The organism is Streptomyces sp. NBC_01723 (assembly GCF_036246005.1).
Lineage (GTDB): Bacteria > Actinomycetota > Actinomycetes > Streptomycetales > Streptomycetaceae > Streptomyces.
The window spans coordinates 6944630-6962160 of record NZ_CP109171.1; the positions used below are offsets into that span (position 1 = coordinate 6944630).

General features: G+C 66.8%; 14 protein-coding genes and 9 pseudogenes. 11 read left to right on the forward strand and 12 right to left on the reverse strand.

The genetic code is table 11. The annotated features are described in order from the left end of the window. Positions 1–19: 19 nt before the first annotated feature. Positions 20–253: a hypothetical protein gene (locus OIE75_RS32640; RefSeq protein ID WP_329473095.1), complete on the forward strand. Its 234-nt coding sequence runs from the start codon at positions 20–22 to the stop codon at positions 251–253. A 68-nt stretch (positions 254–321) separates the two neighbouring features. Then, positions 322–1005: pseudogene (locus tag OIE75_RS32645) on the forward strand (IS5 family transposase); the annotation flags it as partial. A gap of 84 nt (positions 1006–1089) precedes the next feature. Here OIE75_RS32645 and OIE75_RS32650 read toward each other — a convergent pair. From OIE75_RS32650 to OIE75_RS32665, 4 genes are all read right to left on the reverse strand, one after another. Beyond that, complete coding sequence (locus OIE75_RS32650) at positions 1090–2553, reverse strand: hypothetical protein (RefSeq protein ID WP_329473096.1); 1464 nt, start codon at positions 2551–2553, stop codon at positions 1090–1092. A gap of 180 nt (positions 2554–2733) precedes the next feature. After that, entirely contained in the window at positions 2734–3258 is a 525-nt protein-coding gene (locus OIE75_RS32655) for an IS5 family transposase (RefSeq protein ID WP_329473097.1), read from the reverse strand. Positions 3259–3373: 115 nt separating this feature from the next. Further along, a protein-coding gene (locus tag OIE75_RS32660; RefSeq protein WP_329473098.1) for an IS5 family transposase occupies positions 3374–4182 on the reverse strand; the annotation gives its coding sequence in 2 pieces (ribosomal slippage) (positions 3374–3843 and positions 3843–4182; 810 coding nt in all). 540 nt (positions 4183–4722) lie between these two features. Further along, positions 4723–5367: a TetR/AcrR family transcriptional regulator gene (locus OIE75_RS32665; RefSeq protein ID WP_329473099.1), complete on the reverse strand. Its 645-nt coding sequence runs from the start codon at positions 5365–5367 to the stop codon at positions 4723–4725. 1027 nt (positions 5368–6394) lie between these two features. Between OIE75_RS32665 and OIE75_RS32670 the strand changes: the two genes are divergently transcribed. The 4 genes from OIE75_RS32670 (at position 6395) to OIE75_RS32685 (ending at position 9906) form a co-directional block, all read left to right on the forward strand. After that, positions 6395–6892, forward strand: a complete 498-nt coding sequence (locus OIE75_RS32670) for a DUF2231 domain-containing protein (protein ID WP_329473100.1) — start codon at positions 6395–6397, stop codon at positions 6890–6892. A gap of 75 nt (positions 6893–6967) precedes the next feature. Further along, on the forward strand, positions 6968–7441 hold the full coding sequence (locus tag OIE75_RS32675; RefSeq protein WP_329473101.1) for a Rieske (2Fe-2S) protein: 474 nt from the start codon (positions 6968–6970) through the stop codon (positions 7439–7441). 170 nt (positions 7442–7611) lie between these two features. Then, positions 7612–8796: a HupE/UreJ family protein gene (locus tag OIE75_RS32680; RefSeq protein WP_329473103.1), complete on the forward strand. Its 1185-nt coding sequence runs from the start codon at positions 7612–7614 to the stop codon at positions 8794–8796. A 21-nt stretch (positions 8797–8817) separates the two neighbouring features. Continuing rightward, entirely contained in the window at positions 8818–9906 is a 1089-nt protein-coding gene (locus OIE75_RS32685) for a DUF3500 domain-containing protein (protein WP_329473104.1), read from the forward strand. 115 nt (positions 9907–10021) lie between these two features. Here OIE75_RS32685 and OIE75_RS32690 read toward each other — a convergent pair whose 3' ends face one another. The 6 genes and pseudogenes from OIE75_RS32690 to OIE75_RS41550 form a co-directional block, all read right to left on the reverse strand. Beyond that, a complete protein-coding gene (locus tag OIE75_RS32690) occupies positions 10022–11233 on the reverse strand; it encodes an IS701 family transposase (RefSeq protein ID WP_329473105.1) in 1212 nt (403 codons plus the stop codon). A gap of 36 nt (positions 11234–11269) precedes the next feature. Then, positions 11270–12075: pseudogene (locus OIE75_RS32695) on the reverse strand (IS5 family transposase). 81 nt (positions 12076–12156) lie between these two features. Continuing rightward, positions 12157–12840, reverse strand: a pseudogene (locus OIE75_RS32700) (transposase); the annotation flags it as partial. Further along, positions 12794–13006, reverse strand: a complete 213-nt coding sequence (locus tag OIE75_RS41540) for a hypothetical protein (RefSeq protein ID WP_443078411.1) — start codon at positions 13004–13006, stop codon at positions 12794–12796. The pseudogene OIE75_RS32700 and the gene OIE75_RS41540, both read right to left, overlap by 47 nt. Positions 13007–13220: 214 nt before the next feature. Further along, positions 13221–13535 (reverse strand): annotated as a pseudogene (locus tag OIE75_RS41545) (IS3 family transposase); the annotation flags it as partial. 191 nt (positions 13536–13726) lie between these two features. Beyond that, positions 13727–13810, reverse strand: a pseudogene (locus tag OIE75_RS41550) (hypothetical protein); the annotation flags it as partial. Positions 13811–13879: 69 nt separating this feature from the next. Here OIE75_RS41550 and OIE75_RS32710 point away from each other — a divergent pair. Together OIE75_RS32710 and OIE75_RS32715 are read left to right on the forward strand one after the other, a co-directional pair. Then, positions 13880–14266, forward strand: a pseudogene (locus OIE75_RS32710) (transposase); the annotation flags it as partial. Positions 14267–14421: 155 nt separating this feature from the next. Continuing rightward, on the forward strand, positions 14422–15876 hold the full coding sequence (locus OIE75_RS32715) for a hypothetical protein (RefSeq protein ID WP_329473106.1): 1455 nt from the start codon (positions 14422–14424) through the stop codon (positions 15874–15876). A 126-nt stretch (positions 15877–16002) separates the two neighbouring features. On the opposite strand, the pseudogene OIE75_RS32720 reads toward OIE75_RS32715, so the two are convergent. Continuing rightward, positions 16003–16110 (reverse strand): annotated as a pseudogene (locus tag OIE75_RS32720) (IS5 family transposase); the annotation flags it as partial. A gap of 46 nt (positions 16111–16156) precedes the next feature. Between OIE75_RS32720 and OIE75_RS32725 the strand changes: the two are divergent. Together OIE75_RS32725 and OIE75_RS32730 are read left to right on the forward strand one after the other, a co-directional pair. Further along, positions 16157–16438 (forward strand): annotated as a pseudogene (locus OIE75_RS32725) (transposase); the annotation flags it as partial. Positions 16439–16456: 18 nt separating this feature from the next. Beyond that, positions 16457–16744 (forward strand): hypothetical protein, encoded by a 288-nt coding sequence (locus OIE75_RS32730; RefSeq protein ID WP_443078412.1) that lies wholly within the window; start codon positions 16457–16459, stop codon positions 16742–16744. Positions 16745–16755: 11 nt separating this feature from the next. On the opposite strand, the pseudogene OIE75_RS32735 reads toward OIE75_RS32730, so the two are convergent. After that, a pseudogene (locus tag OIE75_RS32735) lies at positions 16756–16941 on the reverse strand (IS630 family transposase); the annotation flags it as partial. 304 nt (positions 16942–17245) lie between these two features. Here OIE75_RS32735 and OIE75_RS32740 point away from each other — a divergent pair. Further along, a complete protein-coding gene (locus tag OIE75_RS32740) occupies positions 17246–17368 on the forward strand; it encodes a hypothetical protein (RefSeq protein WP_443078413.1) in 123 nt (40 codons plus the stop codon). Positions 17369–17531 lie beyond the last annotated feature (163 nt).

Genomic DNA, 17531 nt, shown 5'->3' on the forward strand with positions numbered 1-17531 from the left:
GAGAGCCAAGCTCACAGTCGTGAAAGTCCTGGTCCCGCTGGCCGTCCTTGTCGCCTCACCAGTGCTGCTGATAGCAGGAGCACCGTTCCGCCGCCGCTATCTCCGCTACGTCTACCGCGATGAGGCCCCGCAGATCCTGGACAAGGAGCGAGGTCGGGTCAGCGCCCACTACTTCGTGGTCACCAACCCAGTTCTGCAGTGGCTCTGCTGGCCCACAGAATCACTCGCCCGTCTCATCGAGAGCCGAGGTTAAACGACAAGGTTAGGCGATGTTTCTCGGATCTCCGCACGTGAGTGGGGAGTTGGGTTGGCGCTGGCTGCATGGGCCGTGGGGATCTGACGAACGCGGAGTGGGATCGGCTGAAGTCTTTCTTACCTGGTGGTGCGCGTGGGGGGCCGGTGGAGTGATCACCGTCGTGTGATCAACGGTGTTCTCTACCGAGTGCGGACGGGTGTGCAGTGGCGGGATCTCCCGGAGCGGTTCGGGCCCTGGGAAACGGTCTGCAAGCGGCATCGCCGCTGTTCAGCGGACGGCACATGGAAGATGCTGCTGTCGCGCGTCCGGGCTGCCGAGGACGCCGAGGGCCGCATCGACTGGGAGGTGTCGGTGGACTCGACCGCGGTGCGCGCCCACCAGCACGCCGCCGGCGCACGTAAGACACCGGCCGCCGACCTTGCTCAAAAGGGGGCCGGGCGGGGGACGAACCAGGCCGATCCGGTGATGCGGAAACTGACGGCCCGGTTGGAGGAGGTGGTCCGATCGGCGAATGCCTGGCACATTCCCGGGGCGGATTCACCACCAAAATCCATCTCGTCGCCGACGGGCGGTGCCGGCCCCTCGCCTTCGTCCTGACACCCGGGCACTACGGTGACAGCCCCCAGCTTGCGCGGGTGCTCGAGGGAGTATCAGTACCGCGTGTCGGAGTCGGACGACCTCGAACCCGGCCCGACCGCGTCCTGGCGGACAAGGCCTACACCTCCCGAGGGAACCGCCGCTACCTCAGGTCCCAAGGGCGGGAATCGGCTCAGCATTCAAGCGCCGCCGACAGGGGAGAAGGTGGTTGTCTGTGTTCTGGAGGCGGGGCAGGCTCAGCGCCTCTGTCTCTTGGCCGGTTGAGGCGCCGTCGGGTACCCGAAAGCCGGCGGTGCCGCTTGGGAGGGGCCCGGCTGGTGACCGGCCTGGGGACTGGAGAACTGACCGGAACCGGCCGCGGACACCAGATATCTCCCCACTGGGTTCTGCGCCTCGTCCGAGGCAGGCAGAACTCCCGGCAGCGGCACAGCGGCCCCGCTCCAAGACTGTGCAGCCCCCGCACCGGGCAGCCCCAGCCCGGGCTGCACACCGCCGACAACCACACCGGACAAGAAGTCCCGCTGCCGCGCTACCGCCGGGTCGATGTAGTAACCCGCCCCCTGCGGCCGTGGCTTCACGGGGATCTGCGCATCCGCCAGCACCTTCCCCTCCGCTTCACTGACCACCTTCACAGGGTTGAGGAGATGATGCATCCGCCTCCGGGCCGCGTTCTCCCACTCGGGCGCGTCCTTCCTGGCTGTCGTGGGGAGGTGGCCGAGGGGGACCTGGGCGGGGTATTCCAGCTCGCCGCTCAGGCCGTACAACCGTGCCATCCCCATGGCGTTGCTCACATTCGCAACCGCCCTGGTCTCATCACTGAGCCGCGGCACCGCCGGGTCGATGTAGTAACCCCCCTGCGGCCGTGGCTTCACGGGGATCTGCGCATCCGCCAGCACCTTCCCCTCCGCTTCACTGACCACCATCGAAGGGTTGAGAAGATCATACATCCGCTTCCGGGCCGCGTTCTCCCACTCCGGCGCGCCCTTCCTGGCCACCGTGGGGAGGTGGCCGAGGGGGACCTGGGCGGGGTGCTCCGGCTCGCCGCTCAGGCCGTACAGCCGGGCCATCCCCATGGCGTTGCTGACATGCGCAGCCGCCCTGGTCTCATCACTGAGCCGCGGCACCGCCGGGTCGATGTAGTAACCCGCCCCCTGCGGCCGTAGCTGCAGGGGGATCTGCGCTTCCGTCAGCACCTTCCTCTCCGCTGCGCTGACCACATTCGCAGGCTTTCGGAGATCATGCATCCGCTGCCGGGCTGTGTTCTCCCACTCGGGCGCGCCCTTCCTGCTCCGCGTGGGGAGGTGGCCGAGGGGGACCTGGGCGGGGTGCTCCGGCTCGCTGCTCAGGCCGTACAGCCGTGCGATCCCCGTGGCGTTGCTGACATGCGCAGCCGCCCTGGTCTCATCACTGAGCCGCGGCACCGCCGGGTCGATGTAGTAACCCGCCCCCTGCGGCCGTGGCTTCACGGGGATCTGCGCATCCGCCAGCACCTTCCCCTCCGCTTCACTGACCACCCTCGCAGGGGTGAGGAGGTTGTGCATCCGCCTCCGGGCCGCTTTCTCCCACTCGGGCGCGCCCTTCCTGGTCGCCGTGGGGAGGTGGCCGAGGGGGACCTGGGCGGGGTGCTCCGGCTCGCCGCTCAGGCCGTACAGCCGGGCCATCCCCAAAGCGTGCCCTTGAAGGGAAGCCTGCTGATCCATGACATCCTCCATACGCAAACCGCCGACAACACCTCCCTCAACGCAACACACCGCCCAACGGTTCAACACCCACCTGCCCTAAGAGAGCATCTGATCACTGTTCATGATGTTATGGCGGTCATGTCCGTTTCGATTCGCCAGGTTGGTGTGGATTCTCCCATCAGTTCGCGGGCCATTTTGTTAGCAGACCTTGGACACGCTGAGGTGGTTCGCGGCCACGTTGTCGAGCAGGAGCTTGCCGCCGGTGGTGTCGTGCACGTTCGCGGCAGTGATGAGGACGGCCAGCACGAGACCGAGCGTGTCCGTGGTCAGGTGCCGTTTGCGACCTTTGATCTTCTTGCCGGCGTCGATGCCCTGGCTGGTCTCGGCGACGTTTGCCGAGGTCTTCACGTTCTGGGCGTCGGTTACGGCCGCAGTCGGCTCGGCCCTGTGGCCGTGGGCTTGGCGGGCCTTGTCGCGTAACAGGTCGTGGACCTGCTGGGTCGTGCCGTCTGCTTCCCACTTCGCGTAGTAGTCGTAGACCGTCTTGCACGGCGGGAAGTCATGGGGCAGGTACTCCCACGGGATGCCGGTGCGGTTGACGTAGAGGGTCGCGTTGACGATCTCCCGCAGGTCGTGCACCCGGGCCGCCGTACCAGGGCCGGTCCGTCTCGCCCGCCAGGCCGTGAAGACCGGCTCGATCAGAGCCCAGCGGGCATCGGACACATCGCTGCGGTAAACAACGATCGCTCACACACGGTGCAACGACCGTCAACGCCACCGATCACGCAAACAGTCTAGAACATCAACTATCTGGATCAGAGCTCTCTTACTGATCGTTTCAGAATGATGTTCGGAGGCGGCGCAAGCAGATGATGCTGCAGGCGAGTTGGAGCAGGCCGAGGTGGAGGTCGGCCCGTATCTCGTAGCGGGTCCGTAGCCGTTTGAACTGATGGAGCCAGGCGAAGGTCCGCTCCACCACCCAGCGGGTCTTTCCCAGGCCGGAGCCGTGCGTGGTGCCTCTGCGGGCGATCTTCGGTGTGATGCCGCGAGCCCGGAGGAGACGACGGTACTTGTCGTAGTCGTAGCCCCGGTCGGCGAACAGGCGTCTGGGCCGCCGACGGGGGCGGCCACGGGCCCCGCGGATGTGCGGGATCGCGTCCCGCAGTGGCATCAACTGCGTGACGTCATGCCGGTTTCCGCCGGTCAGGGACACCGCAAGAGGTGTCCCGTTCCGGTCGGTGATCAGGTGGTGCTTGCTTCCCGGACGGGCCCGGTCGACCGGCGAAGGTCCGGTGTGAGCCCCCCTTTGAGGATCCGGACGTGTGAGCCGTCGACCGCCGCGTCGTCCATCTCCAGCAGGCCCGCCCGGCGCAGGTCGGCCAGCAGGACCTCGTGCAGACGCGGCCAGACGCCGGCCTCGGTCCAGTCCCGCAGCCGCCGCCAGGCCGTCACGCCGCTGCAGCCGATCCGCTCCGTGGGCACATCGGCCCAGCTCACACCTTTGCGCAGTACGTAGACGATGCCGCGCAGGGCAGCCCGGTCATCCACCGGCAGCCGTCCCGGATACCGGCGCCGACGCGGCGGACGAGGAGGGAGCAACGGGGCCACACGGTCCCACAGGTCATCAGGCACAAGATCATCCGGCACCCGCAGAAGTCTGCCGTTGGCTCAGCCCACAACCAAGCTCATTCTGAAATGATCAGTTATTACCCAACCAACGACCACGGTCACTAGACGTAGCTAGAGATGGGCGGCGTGCTCCTCAGACTTGGGCAAGGGCGTGGACGTCGTCGCCGTGACACCTCAGCGCCTCTCCCGCGAGGCGGCCGGCCTGGTCCAGCTATGGGCAGGGCGGACCATGCGTTCCCGGACGGCGCGGTCGCCCTGAGAAAGAGTGTCGAAAAGATGGCGCGCGAGGTCGTATGTTCCCGCTGACTGCCGAGAACGCAAGTGCAGACCGCGTGAGGCTCGCGACCAGGACATCGTGTTCAGCAACTGCCCCAGCGGCGTCAGACGGTTCCACGGCTCATCGACGCGATCCACAGCGGCATCTCCATACAGACCGAACGTTCAACACCCGTCGTCGCGAAGGTCACCGGTGGCCATCCGTCTCACTGTGCTGGCCCATGTCCAAGCCGACTCACGGCCTACGGCTGTCCAGCTCACGCCTCGCCGTCTCGGTCATCGTCAGGGGGCGAGCCCGCGCAGGGCATAGACAGTAATATCGTCCACGAACTTGTCGGTCAGTGGCTGATGGGTCGCGAGCAGCCGGTAGTAAATGGGGCCGTAAACCAGGTCGATTGCGGTCTCGAGGTCGAGGTCGGAGCGGATCTGCCCGCTTTCCTGGGCACGCCTGAAGACGGTGCGTCCCGAGTCGCGACGGACCTCCACCCAACGGGTGCGGAAGGCATCTGACAGATCAGGGTCCGACTGCGCCTCAGCGAGCAGCGCTCGCACGACGTGCCCGGCGGGGGTTTCACGGAAGACGCGTACGAGCGCCGAAGCTTGGAAGCGCAGGGCCGCGAGGAAGTCAGTGGTCTCCGGGAACGGTACATGGGGATCAACCGCGTTGAGGAACGCGTCGAGCGCAACTGCGCCGCGTGAGGGCCACCAGCGGTAGATGGTCGCCTTGCTGACGCCGGCGCGGGAGGCCAGACGCTCGATCGTGAACTTCCGCAGATCCTCTTCCACGAGCAACTCCATCGCGGCGTCGAGGATCGCAGCCGTGGTTACGGAGTCGCGTGTTCTGCCGCGCCCGCGCCGGACAGGCTCCTGCCCCTTGAGTGGCTCAGGGCTCGTGGGTGTCGCTTCGTGCACTCCGTGGTCGGTCATGCGTTCCAGATTATACGAGACGTTACGTGTTGCAAAACGCAGCGTCTTGCAAAACGGTCCGTTCTGTATTAGAAGTAGGTGCGACCTGCTGAGGGGAGGGGCCATGCCGACGAGTGCGCCAGCGTTGCGCTCACCACCTGTTGCCGCGACCGCATCGGCGCCGGTGCATGTGCAACACTTCGCGCCGCAACGGCGCCCGGCCCGCCGATTGGCGTGGTGGGCAGCATGCCTGCTGAGCGGCGGCCTGATCGGCTTCCTCTTCGCCGTGGCGGGCACTGTGCGCGGCAGACGGCCAACTCACCGCCGAGTCGTCTTCGTCTCCCTCGCCGCGGCAGTTCAAATCGTGACCGCTGGTTACTACGCCACGGTCAGCATGGCTTCGGACCTGCCGTCTTGTCCGCCGACTGCCGGGCTCGACAAAAGCATCACCGGCCGGCTCTCAGCAGAGGATGACGCATGGCGCAACCTCGGCAACGCTCCGGTTTCCGGCGGCGCCTTGCTTTACGCCGCAGCCAGAGGAGGCGCACTGTGCCGATGCGCGACCAATGGCATCGTGGAGAGGTACCGGACGGATACGCCCGTGCCGGCACGATGTACGGCACGATTTACGTCAGCCACCCGGAGCCCGGCGCATCACCTGACCGGATTCTGCGACTGTCCGAGCACGAAGCCCATCACACCTACCAGTGGGCACGGACCACGCTGCTGGCCGGGCCAACTGCATTCCCCACGGCCTACGCCGGTGATGAGCTGTTCTTCCCCTGCCCGCGAAACCACTTCGAATGTCAGGCAGGGCTCGCTGACGGCGGTTATGCAAGTGCACCGGACGGCGGCCCCTCCGTCACAGGCTGGACAATATTTCTGACCCTCACGCTGGCTGGTGGTGGTCTTGCCGCCCTCCGCCTCCGTTTCCGCCGCCCTAGGCCCCTGCGTGCCGCAGCGTCCTCCCAACGCGCAGGTTCGATAGCTGGCCGTTCCCACTCACTTCACACCCTCACCGATCGACGATCCCTATCGGAGCTGAGCCATGTTCGATGAAGTAACTGGCCTGCCGGTGCACGTCCTCGTGGTGCACGCGGTCGTGGTCCTCCTGCCCCTGACCGCCCTGACAGCGATCACGTACGCTCTCGTGCCGCGTTGGCGTGCAATCCTGCGCTGGCCCATGCCCATCGGCGCGGCCCTCAGCCTTGGCTTCGTCTACGCAGCGGGAGGAAGCGGCGGAGAACTGTTCGCGGGCCGTGCCGCCGAACTACGGGGAGCCGAACTCACAGCCACTGTCGCCCACGAGGAGCAGGGTGAGTTGCTGCTCTGGTACGCACTCGCCTTCTTCGCCGTATCCCTGATATCGGCCCTTCTCCTCAGCAGCACCAGCCACAGCACCCGAGCCCAGGACCGCAGAGGTGCCACCAAGCCCCTCCAATTCGTGCTCGCTGCACTCCTCGTCATAGTTGCCGCAGGCACGGGCTACCAGACCGTGGTCACCGGACACGGTGGAAGCAAGGCCGTCTGGGGCGCGGAGCAGTAACACCCGGCCCCGCACCGATCACATGACAGCTGACGGAAAGTCCCACTCAACAGGACCTGAGAAGGTGACCCACTGATGACGAACGCGCAGCACCCGGCAGAGCACGTCACACACAACCCACAGCGGTGTCTGGCCCGACGGAGGATGCTCTCCGGCCTAGGCACCGCCATCACGGTTGCGCTCGCCGCCTGTTCTCCTGGTGGCGGTGCTGAGGAATCCGCCCCGGCCGACGGCAGTTCCCCGCAGGACGGTGACGCCCGGGGTGAAGGCGAAGTCTTGATCGCCACGTCTAGGGTCCCGGTCGGCGGTGGTGTGGTGGCGGGAGGCGTGGTGATCGCACAGCCTTCCACCGGCACGTTTCGCGCGTACGAGGCAGCCTGTCCGCACCAGGGAGTGATGGTCGCCCCGCCCGAGGATGGCGCCATCGTCTGTCCGGCCCACAGATCCACCTTCAGCGAGACCGACGGATCGTTGATCAGCGGTCCGTCTCCACGCGGGCTGACCGAGGTTCCTGTCCGCGTCTTCGGCGGCAATGTCATCCGCGCGTGAGTACCTTGATACGACGTTGCATGATGGTGCCAGTACGTGCAGTGCTGTGCCTTCTGGTCACTGCTGCAGTCCTGGTCGGTGGAGCCCCGGACTCCGCTTCGGCGCACACGCCCGGAGCCTCTGTGCTGGTGTTCAGCGTGCACTCCCAGCGGGCCGACGGAGCACTCCACATGCCTGTCGACCAGCTGCAGCGTGCCACCGGGCTGGCGTTCCCCGAGCGTTCCGGCGTGACACCGGACGCCTCGAGCGAGCTAACGGAGTACATCCAGACCAGATTTCACGCCCGAGGTTCCCAAGGGCCCTGGCAGGTCGTCCTCGGCGCCCCGCGTATGAGTGAACTGGGCGGGCAACCCTATGTGACCGTCCCCCTCACGATGAGGGCTTCGACACCGGCAAGACACGAAGCGCTGTGGCTGAACTGCGACGTGATCCTGCGCGAGATCGTCAGCCATGACGTACACGTCTACCGCAGCCGTACCTCCGAAGGATCCCTGCATGCGGCCCGCCTCCAGCTCGCCGGAACCTTCAACTACGCCAGGTCGGCGGTGACGATCTCCGTCGAAGCAGCATCGGCCCAGGGCTTCGCGGACACCGTGGGCATGGGCATGGTCCACGTCCTTGAAGGCCTCGACCACTTGCTCTTCCTCGCCATGCTGTTGCTGCCCGCACCACTGGTGGCAACCTCACGACAATGGAGCGGCAGTCGCAGCGCTCAACGGACCCTGGCGCGCACCGCCCAAGTCGTCACCGCATTCACCCTGGGGCATTCGGTTAGCCTGGCCACTGTCACACTGTCGGGCGCATCCTTCGGTGGGCGGTGGGTGGAGACCCTGATTGCCATGTCCGTCGCTGCGTCCGCGGTCCACGCCATGCGTCCCCTGGTCCGCGGTGGCGAGGTACTGCTGGCCGGTTCCTTCGGCCTGGTGCACGGGCTGGCCTTCGCCGGGCTGCTCCGTGAGTTCGGAGGCGGGGCGGGAGCTGCCCTGCAGGACCTCCTTGCCTTCAACTTTGGTGTCGAGGTCGCCCAATTGCTTGTCGTGGCGGCCGTTGTTCCCTCTCTCCTCGTCCTGTCCGCCGGCACCCGCTACCACATCGTGCGCCGTACTGCGGGCTCGGCTGGACTAGTCGCGGCCGTGGCCTGGACCGTGGAGCGGGCCACTGGCCTGACAACCCCTTTGCAGCCCGCGCTCAACGCCCTCGCCTCCACACCCGAGATGCTTGCGATTGCACTGGCTGTCATCGCCGGCCTTGACGTTGTCTTTCGCCGACGCGTCCACATCGACGAGTCAGAACCTTCCTCGCCGACCTCCTCCGTTGCCCTGTCGGAACCTGCATCCTTCACCCGCTCCCTTTGATTCTTGCGATCGGAACCGAACATGTACACGAGACTCGCCCTCACGGCAGGCGCCCTCACGACCGTCCTGCTTGCCGTCGCCTGTACCGGGCCCCAGGAGGGAACTCCCGAAACCGAACTGCCGAGCAGTCTGCCCAAAAGAATCTCCGGCGCGCCCACGGTGCGCGGCGCCACCGAAGCGGTCGTGGCAGCAGCCAACGTCTTCTTGAAGTCGCTCTCGCAGGAGCAGCGTGATCGCGCCGTCTACGACCGGGACGACACCGACGCGCTCATGGATTGGACCAACCTTCCGGTGGGTCGGGAAGAGGACCGCAACGGTGTGGGCCTGCGGGACCTCTCCGACACGCAACGCGCCGCAGCGATGGGAGTCGCCGAGGCAGTACTCTCCGACGGCGGATTCGAAGAAATGCGGTCCGTGGTCGCCGCCGGAAACGAACTCAACCGACGAGGCGGTGGCAACACCTCCTTCGGATCCGACCTCTTCTTCTTCGCCTTCTTCGGTGAGCCCAACACCACGGAACGGTTCACCGTCCAGATTGGCGGCCACCACCTGGCCGTACACACCACCTATGACGGTGACCGGGTCATGCCCACGCCTGCGTTCACCGGCGTCGACCCACGTACGTTTGAGGTCTCCGGCACACGGGTCGAGCCACTGCGTGACGAGGCTGAGGGCGTTTTCGGAGTCCTCGAGGCCTTGAGCCCCACGCAAAGGGAGAGGGCACGCCTCGACGGGGAATACGCGGAGATCCTCGTCGGTCCGGGGGAAGACGGAGCCTTTCCGTCGCCGGCGCAGGGTGTCCGTGTCTCTGAGCTATCCGCTGGCCAGCAGAAACTGGTGACAGCTGCTCTGAGGGCCTGGGTCGGCGACAGCGACGAGCGCGTTGCGGATGCTCTTATGGCCCAGTACCAGACGGAGTACGACCGGACCTACATCGGCTGGGCAGGTTCGACAGACCGGGACGAGCCCGGCGCTTACGTCAGGTTCGACGGACCGCGCCTGTGGGTCGAGTTCTCCAACCAGGGGCAAACCGGCAAGGGCGACGAGTTGCACTACCACTCAGTTTACCGGGACAAGCAGCGCGACTACGGTCGCACGTGGCCCAGTTGAGTTGCCACTGCCTGCAGCCCTTAGTACTCCAGCAGCGGTTCGTGTTCTGAGCTGCGTTTTCGGTAGTGGCAGCGGCGGGCGACGGCCTGGCGGTGTCTTCTCCAGGCCGACCACTTCAGTGCGTGGGTGACGGGGTCGTGGTCGGTTCGTGGGTGGGGCAGGAGAGTGTCCAGGAGTCGCCGGATTTCTGCCACGGTGAGCGGGACGAGGGCTGATCCGTTTCTGCAGCCCCCTTTGAGGCCTCGCCGGCCTGGGCGGCGAGTGCGGTCAGGACGGCGTGGGCGAGCATGGCCAGGGTGATGTGCCGGTACCAGCCGGGATGGCGGCGGACCTCGTAGTGGTCGGGGCCGCATTCGTTCTTGGCGGCCTGGAAGCACTCCTCGATCGCCCAGCGGGAGCCGGCCACTCGGGCCAGCTCGGCGATCTCGACGCCGACGGGGGCGTAGGCCAAGTAGTAGGCCACCTCTTCGGGATAGGACAGGCTGCGGCGGGCCATCACCCAGCGGTGATGGGGCGGCGGGTCGGGGTCGAAGACGAGGTTGGCGGGCAGCTCGGCCGCGGCCCGGTCGTAGACACGCGGGCCCTTCGCTCCGTCGCCGCAGGAGAGTCTCTGCCAGGCATCGGCAGGGGCGTCCTCGATGAGCTGGTCGATGCGCCAGATGCCTGCCAGGGACTTGATCTGCTGCGACTTGGGCACCGCCACCACATAGCCGACGTCGCATTGCTCGAGCAGGCGGCGGAAGTGCCAGTCCTGCCCGTAGGCCTCGTCCGCGGTGAACCACGTGGCGGGCAGACCCGCACCGAGGCACCGGCGGACGATGTCCCGGGCCAGTTCACCCTTGGTCGCAAACGCCCGCTCATCAGGGATTTGCGCCGCCCGGCAGCGGTCGCGGTCGGACGTCCAGGCTTTGGGCAGGTAGAGCTCGCGGTCCACCAGGGCCCGGCCCGAGCCGGTGGCGTAGGCGGCGAACACCCCGATCTGGCAGTTGTCGATCTTTCCCGGAGTGCCGGTGTACTGCCGGCCCACCCCGGCCGACGTGGTGCCCTTCTTGATGAACCCGGTGTCGTCGATGATCAACACGCCATCGGGGCCGAGACATTCGCCGACGTAGGCACGGACATCGTCGCGCAACGCGTCCGCGTCCCAGACACTGCTGTTCAGCAGCCGCTGGAAGCCGTCCGGCGTGCGGTGACCTGCCCATTCCGCGAGCTGCCAGCCGTTCTTCCGTGCCGCTCGGCCCAGCACACCGCGGACATAGTCCCGCATCCGCCACCGCAGATCCGCCCGAGCGAACCGGCCCGCCACCCGAGCGAACACCGAATCCAACTCCGCAGCCCAGCAACCGACTTCAGTGAACCTCTTTCATCCTGAATAGCTGCAGTTCAGGAGTGTGTGGATGGCCTGGACGATGGTGCCGATGCGGCGGGCGGAGCATCTGGCTCGCTGGAGGACTCGCCAGGACTTCAGCTGCGCGAAGGCGCGTTCTCCCGGAGCCCTCAGGCGGGCGTGGTCGCGGTTGAACTGCTGGTAGTGCTCGGGCTGTTCGCTGTGGTGGTAGTACGGGGTGCGGATGGTGGCGCCGGCGCCCTGGTAGGCGCGGTCGGCGAGAACAAGGATCTGCCGGGTGAGGCAGGCCTGGACGATGCCGTGGGCGCGAGCCGCGGTCAGATCGTGGGTCCGGCCCGGCATCGCGCGGGAGAACCACAGCGGTGTGCCGTCGGGACGGGCGATGACCTGCACGTTCATGCCGTGCTTGCGGTGCTTCATCGAGTAGTACGGCTCGTCCGCGCGGATCCGGTCTGTGGAATCAGGGTGCCGTCAACGATGACGAAGTCGCCCTCGCCCAGGCCGGTGAGGGCTTCGTGGAGGCCGGGCGCCCAGGAGACCAGAACGTCCAAGGTCTCGTCCACGTACCGCCAAGCCGTGGCCTGGGATATCCCGAAACCCGCTCCGAGCTGCGAGAACGTCTCGTTCTTACGTAGATGGACCAGCGCGAGCAGTGCCTGCTTGAAGCAGCCGAGCTTGCGCCAGCGAGTGTTGCGGGCCCGGCGGTGCTCGTACAGCAGCCAGGAAACATGCTCAACCAGCTCATGCGGGACGTCGAGCGTGGCAGGATACGGAACCAACAGGGCCCCTTCGGTCGCCGGTGTGTTGAGTGGAATCACCACGCCAACGACCAGGGGCCCTGCCTCGTCACCACTCCCGCTGACCAGCCCATTTCACCCTCCAGCACAGGATGAAAGAGGCTCACTGATGTGCATGGACTCATCATCCGGGAAATCGACCCGCAGCCGGCAGGCGATCTGTTCCAGGCTCCATGCCGTTGACCACCGTCTGTCCTGGCGATGGGGCTTGTTCAGGCCCTTCCACGGCGGCGTCGCAGGACCTGGAATGATCGTGCCGTCGGGGCGGCGCACGTCACCGGCGAGTCGGTCCTGCACGTACTTACGCAAACGGCCGTTGCCCACGAGCCTGGCCGTCTTCGGGCGCTTCGCGGCCTGCTGCGCTTTCCACTGGGCCACCACGGCGCGATAGACCGGCTTACCACCCCTGGTCGCGGCGTTGCGACGCAGCTCGCGAGAGATCGTTCCCGGGTCGCGCCCGAGCGTGCGGGCGATCTCACGCACGCCCTTGTCCCGGGCCCTGAGCAAGGCGATCTCCTCGCGTTCGGCGAACGACAGGTAGCGGCCGGAGGGCTCGTCCAGACTCAGCGGCGCCATCCCGCCAGCGTGTCGGAACCATCGAATCCCGACCGGTGCCGACACGCCGACCCCCTCGGCGGCCTGGACCGAGGTGACCCCGGATGCGATCAGACGCCAGAACTCCCGTTGCACAGCACGCGATGGCTCAGGCCGGCCCGGCAACCGCATCGGCGCCCGCATTGCCCTATCCGCTGCCCACTGCCGCCGCGCACCCGGTGGCGCCTGCGGCATCTGCTTCCTCGGTCGTCCCATTGCACACCTCCGTGATCAGAAGGTGTTGCGACGACCACTTCAATCCACCCTGGGCCCCGTGATCGGTGTGCATGACCGCCCCGGTGAGGCTGCCGCGGGTTCGTTCTTCGGCGGCCAGGGCGTCGGTGACGAGGCCGGTGCGCATGTGGTCCGCGATCGCCCAGCCGGCCAGGCGGCGTGAGGCGAGGTCGACGACGGTGGCCAGCTAGAGGAACTTCCCGCCCCTCCACTGGGAGATAGGTGATGTCGCCGACGTACTTGGTGTCCGGCTTGCGTGCCGTGAAGTCGCGGCCGATCAGGTCCGGGGTCTTCGTCGCAGCCGGGTCCGCGATCGTGGTGCGGTGCCTGTGACGCAAGTGCACGCCTGCCAGGCCGATGATTCGCATCACCCGCGCGATCCGCTTGTGGTTGACCCGCTCGCCCGCCTCGCGGAGCCCGGCGGTGATCCTGGGGACGCCGTAGGCGCCGTCCGACTCGCGGTGCACAGCCCGGATCCGTGCGGCGAGAGCGGCGTCGGCCGCCTGCCGGGCGGCTCGGTCCGCGGCAGTGCGGCGCCAGTAGTAGAAGCTGGAGCGGGCGATGCCCCGGATGGTGCACAGCCGCTTCGCGCCGTAGCGGCGCTGGTGGTCGGCGACGAACTGGAAGCGGTCACCAGCGCGTCTGCCCGGCGAAATACTTCGCCGCCTTGCGCAGGATCTCGCGCTCTTCCTCCAGCTCGTGGACCTTCTTCCGCAGAGCGACGTTCTCCGCTTCCAACGGCGTCGGCGGCTCGGACTGGCACCTCCGCCCGGCGCCCCCGGGGCCGGCTCACTCCGGCCGCCCGGACCCAGTTCCGCAGGGTTTCGAGGTTGATCCCCAGATCGGCGGCGACCTGCCTGATCGTCGCCTCGGGCCGCGACTGGTACAGAGCGACCGCGTCCGCCTTGAACTGCGGCGGACAGTTCTTCATGACCACGAGATGTCCGTTCTCAGATCCTCAGGATCCAGTGTCTCGCGTGTCCAGGATCAAGGGTCAAGGCCCTACACCGCGCCGAGCGAGGCCGCCGCGATGGAGCGGTTCCTGGAGTTCTCCGAGAGGTGGGCCGGCAAGCATCCGGCCGTGATCAAGCTGTGGTCCGGTGCCTGGGCCGAGATGGTGCCCTTCCTCTCCTTCGACGTCGAGATCCGCAAGGTCCTCTGCAGCACGAACGCGATTGAGAGCGTGAACGCCCGCATCCGCAAGGCGGTCCGGGCCCGCGGGCACTTCCCGAACGAGGCCGCCGCGTTGAAGTGCGTCTACATGACGCTGATGAGCCTGGACCCGACCGGCAAGGGCCGGCGCCGCTGGACGATGCGCTGGAGGGCGCCACTGAACGCCTTCCAGATCGCCTTTGAAGGACGCCTCACCCCCACCACCAGCCACTGACCGTCAACAACCAAGATCAGCCGTTGACTGGACACACCCGCAACTGACCTCACGCCAACCGAAACGGCGAGTCTGGGGCAGGTGGGTGTTGAACCGTTGGGCAGTGTGTTGCGTTGAGGGGGTGTGTTGTCGGCGGTTTGCGTATGGAGGATGTCATGGATCAGCAGGCTTCCCTTCAAGGGCATGCTCTGGGGATGGCCCGGCTGTACGGCCTGAGCGGCGAGCCGGAGCACACCACCGTCCATGTCCCCCTCGGCTACCTCCCCACGCGGAGCAGGAAGGGCGCGCCCGCGTGGGAGAACGCGGCCCGGCAGCGGATGCATAACCTCCTCAAACCTTCGATGGCGGTCAGTGAAGCGGAGGGGAAGGTGCTGGCGGCGGCGCTGATCCCCCTGAAGGTACGGCCGCAGGGGGGTTACCACATCGACCCGGTGGTGCCGCGGCTCAGTGAGGACACCAGGGCGGCTGCGCATGTCAGCAACGCCACGGGGATCGCACGGCTGTACGGCCTGAGCGGCGAGGCGGAGCACACCACCGTCCATGTCCCCCTCGGCTACCTCCCCACGCGGAGCAGGAAGGGCGCGCCCGCGTGGGAGAACGCGGCCCGGCAGCGGATGCATGATCTCCTCAACCCTGAGAGGGCGGTCAGTGAAGCGGAGGGGAAGGTGCTGGCGGAAGCGCTGATCCCCCTGAAGGTACGGCCGCAGGGGGGTTACCACATCGACCCGGTGGTGCCGCGGCTCAGTGAGGACACCAGGGCGGCTGCGCATGTCAGCAACGCCACGGGGATCGCACGGCTGTACGGCCTGAGCGGCGAGGCGGAGCACACCACCGTCCATGTCCCCCTCGGCTACCTCCCCACGCGGAGCAGGAAGGGCGCGCCCGAGTGGGAGAAAACGGCCCGGCAGCGGATGCATGATCTCCTCAAACCTTCGATGGCGGTCAGTGAAGCGGAGGGGAAGGTGCTGGCGGCGGCGCTGATCCCCCTGAAGGTACGGCCGCAGGGGGGTTACCACATCGACCCGGTGGTGCCGCGGCACAGTGAGGACACCAGGGCGGCTGCGAATGTCAGCAACGCCACGGGGATCGCACGGCTGTACGGCCTGACCGGCGAGGCGGAGCACACGGCCCAGGTCCCCCCCGGCCACCTCCCCACGGCGACCAGGAAGGACGCGCCCGCCTGGGAGAACACGGCACGGAGGCGGATGCATAACCTCCTCAACCCTGCGAGGGTGGTCAGTGAAGCGGAGGGGAAGGTGCTGGCGGATGCGCAGATCCCCGTGAAGCCACGGCCGCAGGGGGCGGGTTACTACATCGACCCGGCGGTACCGCGGGAGCGGGACTTCTTGTCCGGTGTGGTTGTCGGTGGTGTGCAGCCCGGGCTGGGGCTGCCCGGTGCGGGGGCTTCACAGTCTTGGAGCGGGGCCGCTGTGCCGCTGCCGGGAGTTCTGCCTGCCTCGGACGAGGCGCAGAACCCAGTGGGGAGATATCTGGTGTCCGCGGCCGGTTCCGGTCAGTTCTCCAGTCACCAGCCGGGCCCCTCCCAAGTGGCACCGCCGGCTTTCGGGTACCCGACGGCCCCTCAACCGGCCAAGAGACAGAGGCGCTGAGCCTGCCCCGCCTCCAGAACACAGACCACCACCCTCTCCCTTGCCGGCGGTGCTTGAATGCTGAGCCGATTTCCGCCCTTGGAACCCGAGTGAGTGTTTGGTTCTCGGTTGTCAGTGTCATTTGGTTTAGCTGTCGCGCCAGTTGGGGGTGGTTTCGTGGGTGAGGCGGCGAGTCATGAGATTGATGGCGGCGAGTTGTATCACGGCTGCTGATCGGTGAGGGTGGGTTTTGAAACGCTCCGGGTCTGATGGAGGATCGATTCCCCGAGAGGATCGAGTCATGGCACGTCCGTCCCCCTACCCTGCTGAGCTTCGTGAGCGTGCGGTGCGCATGGTCACGGAGATTCGTCTCAATTACCCGACTGAGTGGGCCGCGACGAAGGCTGTCGCAGCCAAGCTGGGCATTGGTGCTGCTGAGACGGTACGGACCTGGGTCCGCAAGGCCGAAGTCGACGGTGGCCGGCGGCCTGGCGTCACGTCCGAGGAAGCCGCGGAGATCAAGCGGTTGAAGGCCGAGAACGCCGAGCTGCGCCGAGCCAACGAGACTCTCAAGGCGTCGTCGGCTTCGTACTACTGAAACATGACGCGACTACGCCCGTATCCCAGCGACCTGTCCGATGCCCGCTGGGAGTCGATCGGCCCCACGCTCACCGCCTGGCGGGCCCAGCGCAAGGGCAAGGTCCTGGACATCGGCAGTCCCCCGAGCATGCCTTCGCCGCATCATGGACGTCGATCGCACCGGGATCCCCTGGCGCTACCTGCCGCACGACATCGCACCGTGGGAGACGGTCTACGGCTACTTCGCCGCTTGGCAGAAGAAAGGCGTCTTCACCCATCTCAACGGCCTGCTGCGACGCCTGGTTCGTGAAGCCGAAGGCCCTAGTCTTCTGAGTCAGGATTTCTGTTCAGATAGCTGGTGAGGCGTTCGAGGATCTCGTCTGCGGTCTTCGTCCAGACGTAGGGCTTGGGATCGGTGTTCCATGCGGCGGTCCGCCGTATCTGCTTGCTCGTCAGCTCGGCGAACCACCGCTCGACCAGGTTGAGCCAGTCTGTGACGGTCGGGGAGTCCGCCGGACCCGCCGAGCGCAGGGCCTCCATGCCGCCACCGCCGGCACCGTGCCGAGGAGTTCAAGAAGTTCCTGATCAAACTCGAACGCGGACCTACCCGTCCCGATGATTAGGTCACCCTCCCAATGGCCTGGACGACAACCCGAAAACCACAGTAACCACAAGGAGCGTCGCCTTCGCCCCTCTACCCAACCAGCCGACAAGCCGGAGACGTTCATTCGTACCGAGCTGGCCGCATCGGAGAGTACGCGGACACCTGGACATCACCGGCGCCCGCTGGGGCCTGTCCGGAGCTGGAGCCGTGCTCAAGCTGCGGGCCGTCCGAGCCAACGGTGACCTCAACGCCTACTGGGCGTGGCACCAGCAGGAGTTCATCCGCAACCACCGGACGCGCTACCGCGACCAGGTCATACCCACCGCCTGATCGACAGCGCCCTCATTGGATCTGCGCCCAACTTCTTTTCCCTTCGCCTTGCAGTGCGGTGCAACGGTGGCGGAGCCGGGGCGGTGCGAACGGTTCGGACAAGCCCGTCGGCGTCGGGGGTTGCAGGCCGTGGTGTTCCCGGTGCGGTGGTCCGGCTGTGGTG

What these genes read in the sequence shown, in the direction of transcription:
- OIE75_RS32650 (WP_329473096.1), bottom strand. Translation starts at nt 2,553, where the DNA reads ATGGATCAGCAGGCTTCCCTTCAAGGGCACGCTTTGGGGATGGCCCGG.
- OIE75_RS32665 (WP_329473099.1), bottom strand. Translation starts at nt 5,367, where the DNA reads ATGACCGACCACGGAGTGCACGAAGCGACACCCACGAGCCCTGAGCCA.
- OIE75_RS32670 (WP_329473100.1), top strand. Translation starts at nt 6,395, where the DNA reads ATGTTCGATGAAGTAACTGGCCTGCCGGTGCACGTCCTCGTGGTGCAC.
- OIE75_RS32675 (WP_329473101.1), top strand. Translation starts at nt 6,968, where the DNA reads ATGACGAACGCGCAGCACCCGGCAGAGCACGTCACACACAACCCACAG.
- OIE75_RS32680 (WP_329473103.1), top strand. Translation starts at nt 7,612, where the DNA reads ATGCCTGTCGACCAGCTGCAGCGTGCCACCGGGCTGGCGTTCCCCGAG.
- OIE75_RS32685 (WP_329473104.1), top strand. Translation starts at nt 8,818, where the DNA reads ATGTACACGAGACTCGCCCTCACGGCAGGCGCCCTCACGACCGTCCTG.
- OIE75_RS41540 (WP_443078411.1), bottom strand. Translation starts at nt 13,006, where the DNA reads ATGCGCACCGGCCTCGTCACCGACGCCCTGGCCGCCGAAGAACGAACC.
- OIE75_RS32715 (WP_329473106.1), top strand. Translation starts at nt 14,422, where the DNA reads ATGGATCAGCAGGCTTCCCTTCAAGGGCATGCTCTGGGGATGGCCCGG.
- OIE75_RS32730 (WP_443078412.1), top strand. Translation starts at nt 16,457, where the DNA reads ATGACGCGACTACGCCCGTATCCCAGCGACCTGTCCGATGCCCGCTGG.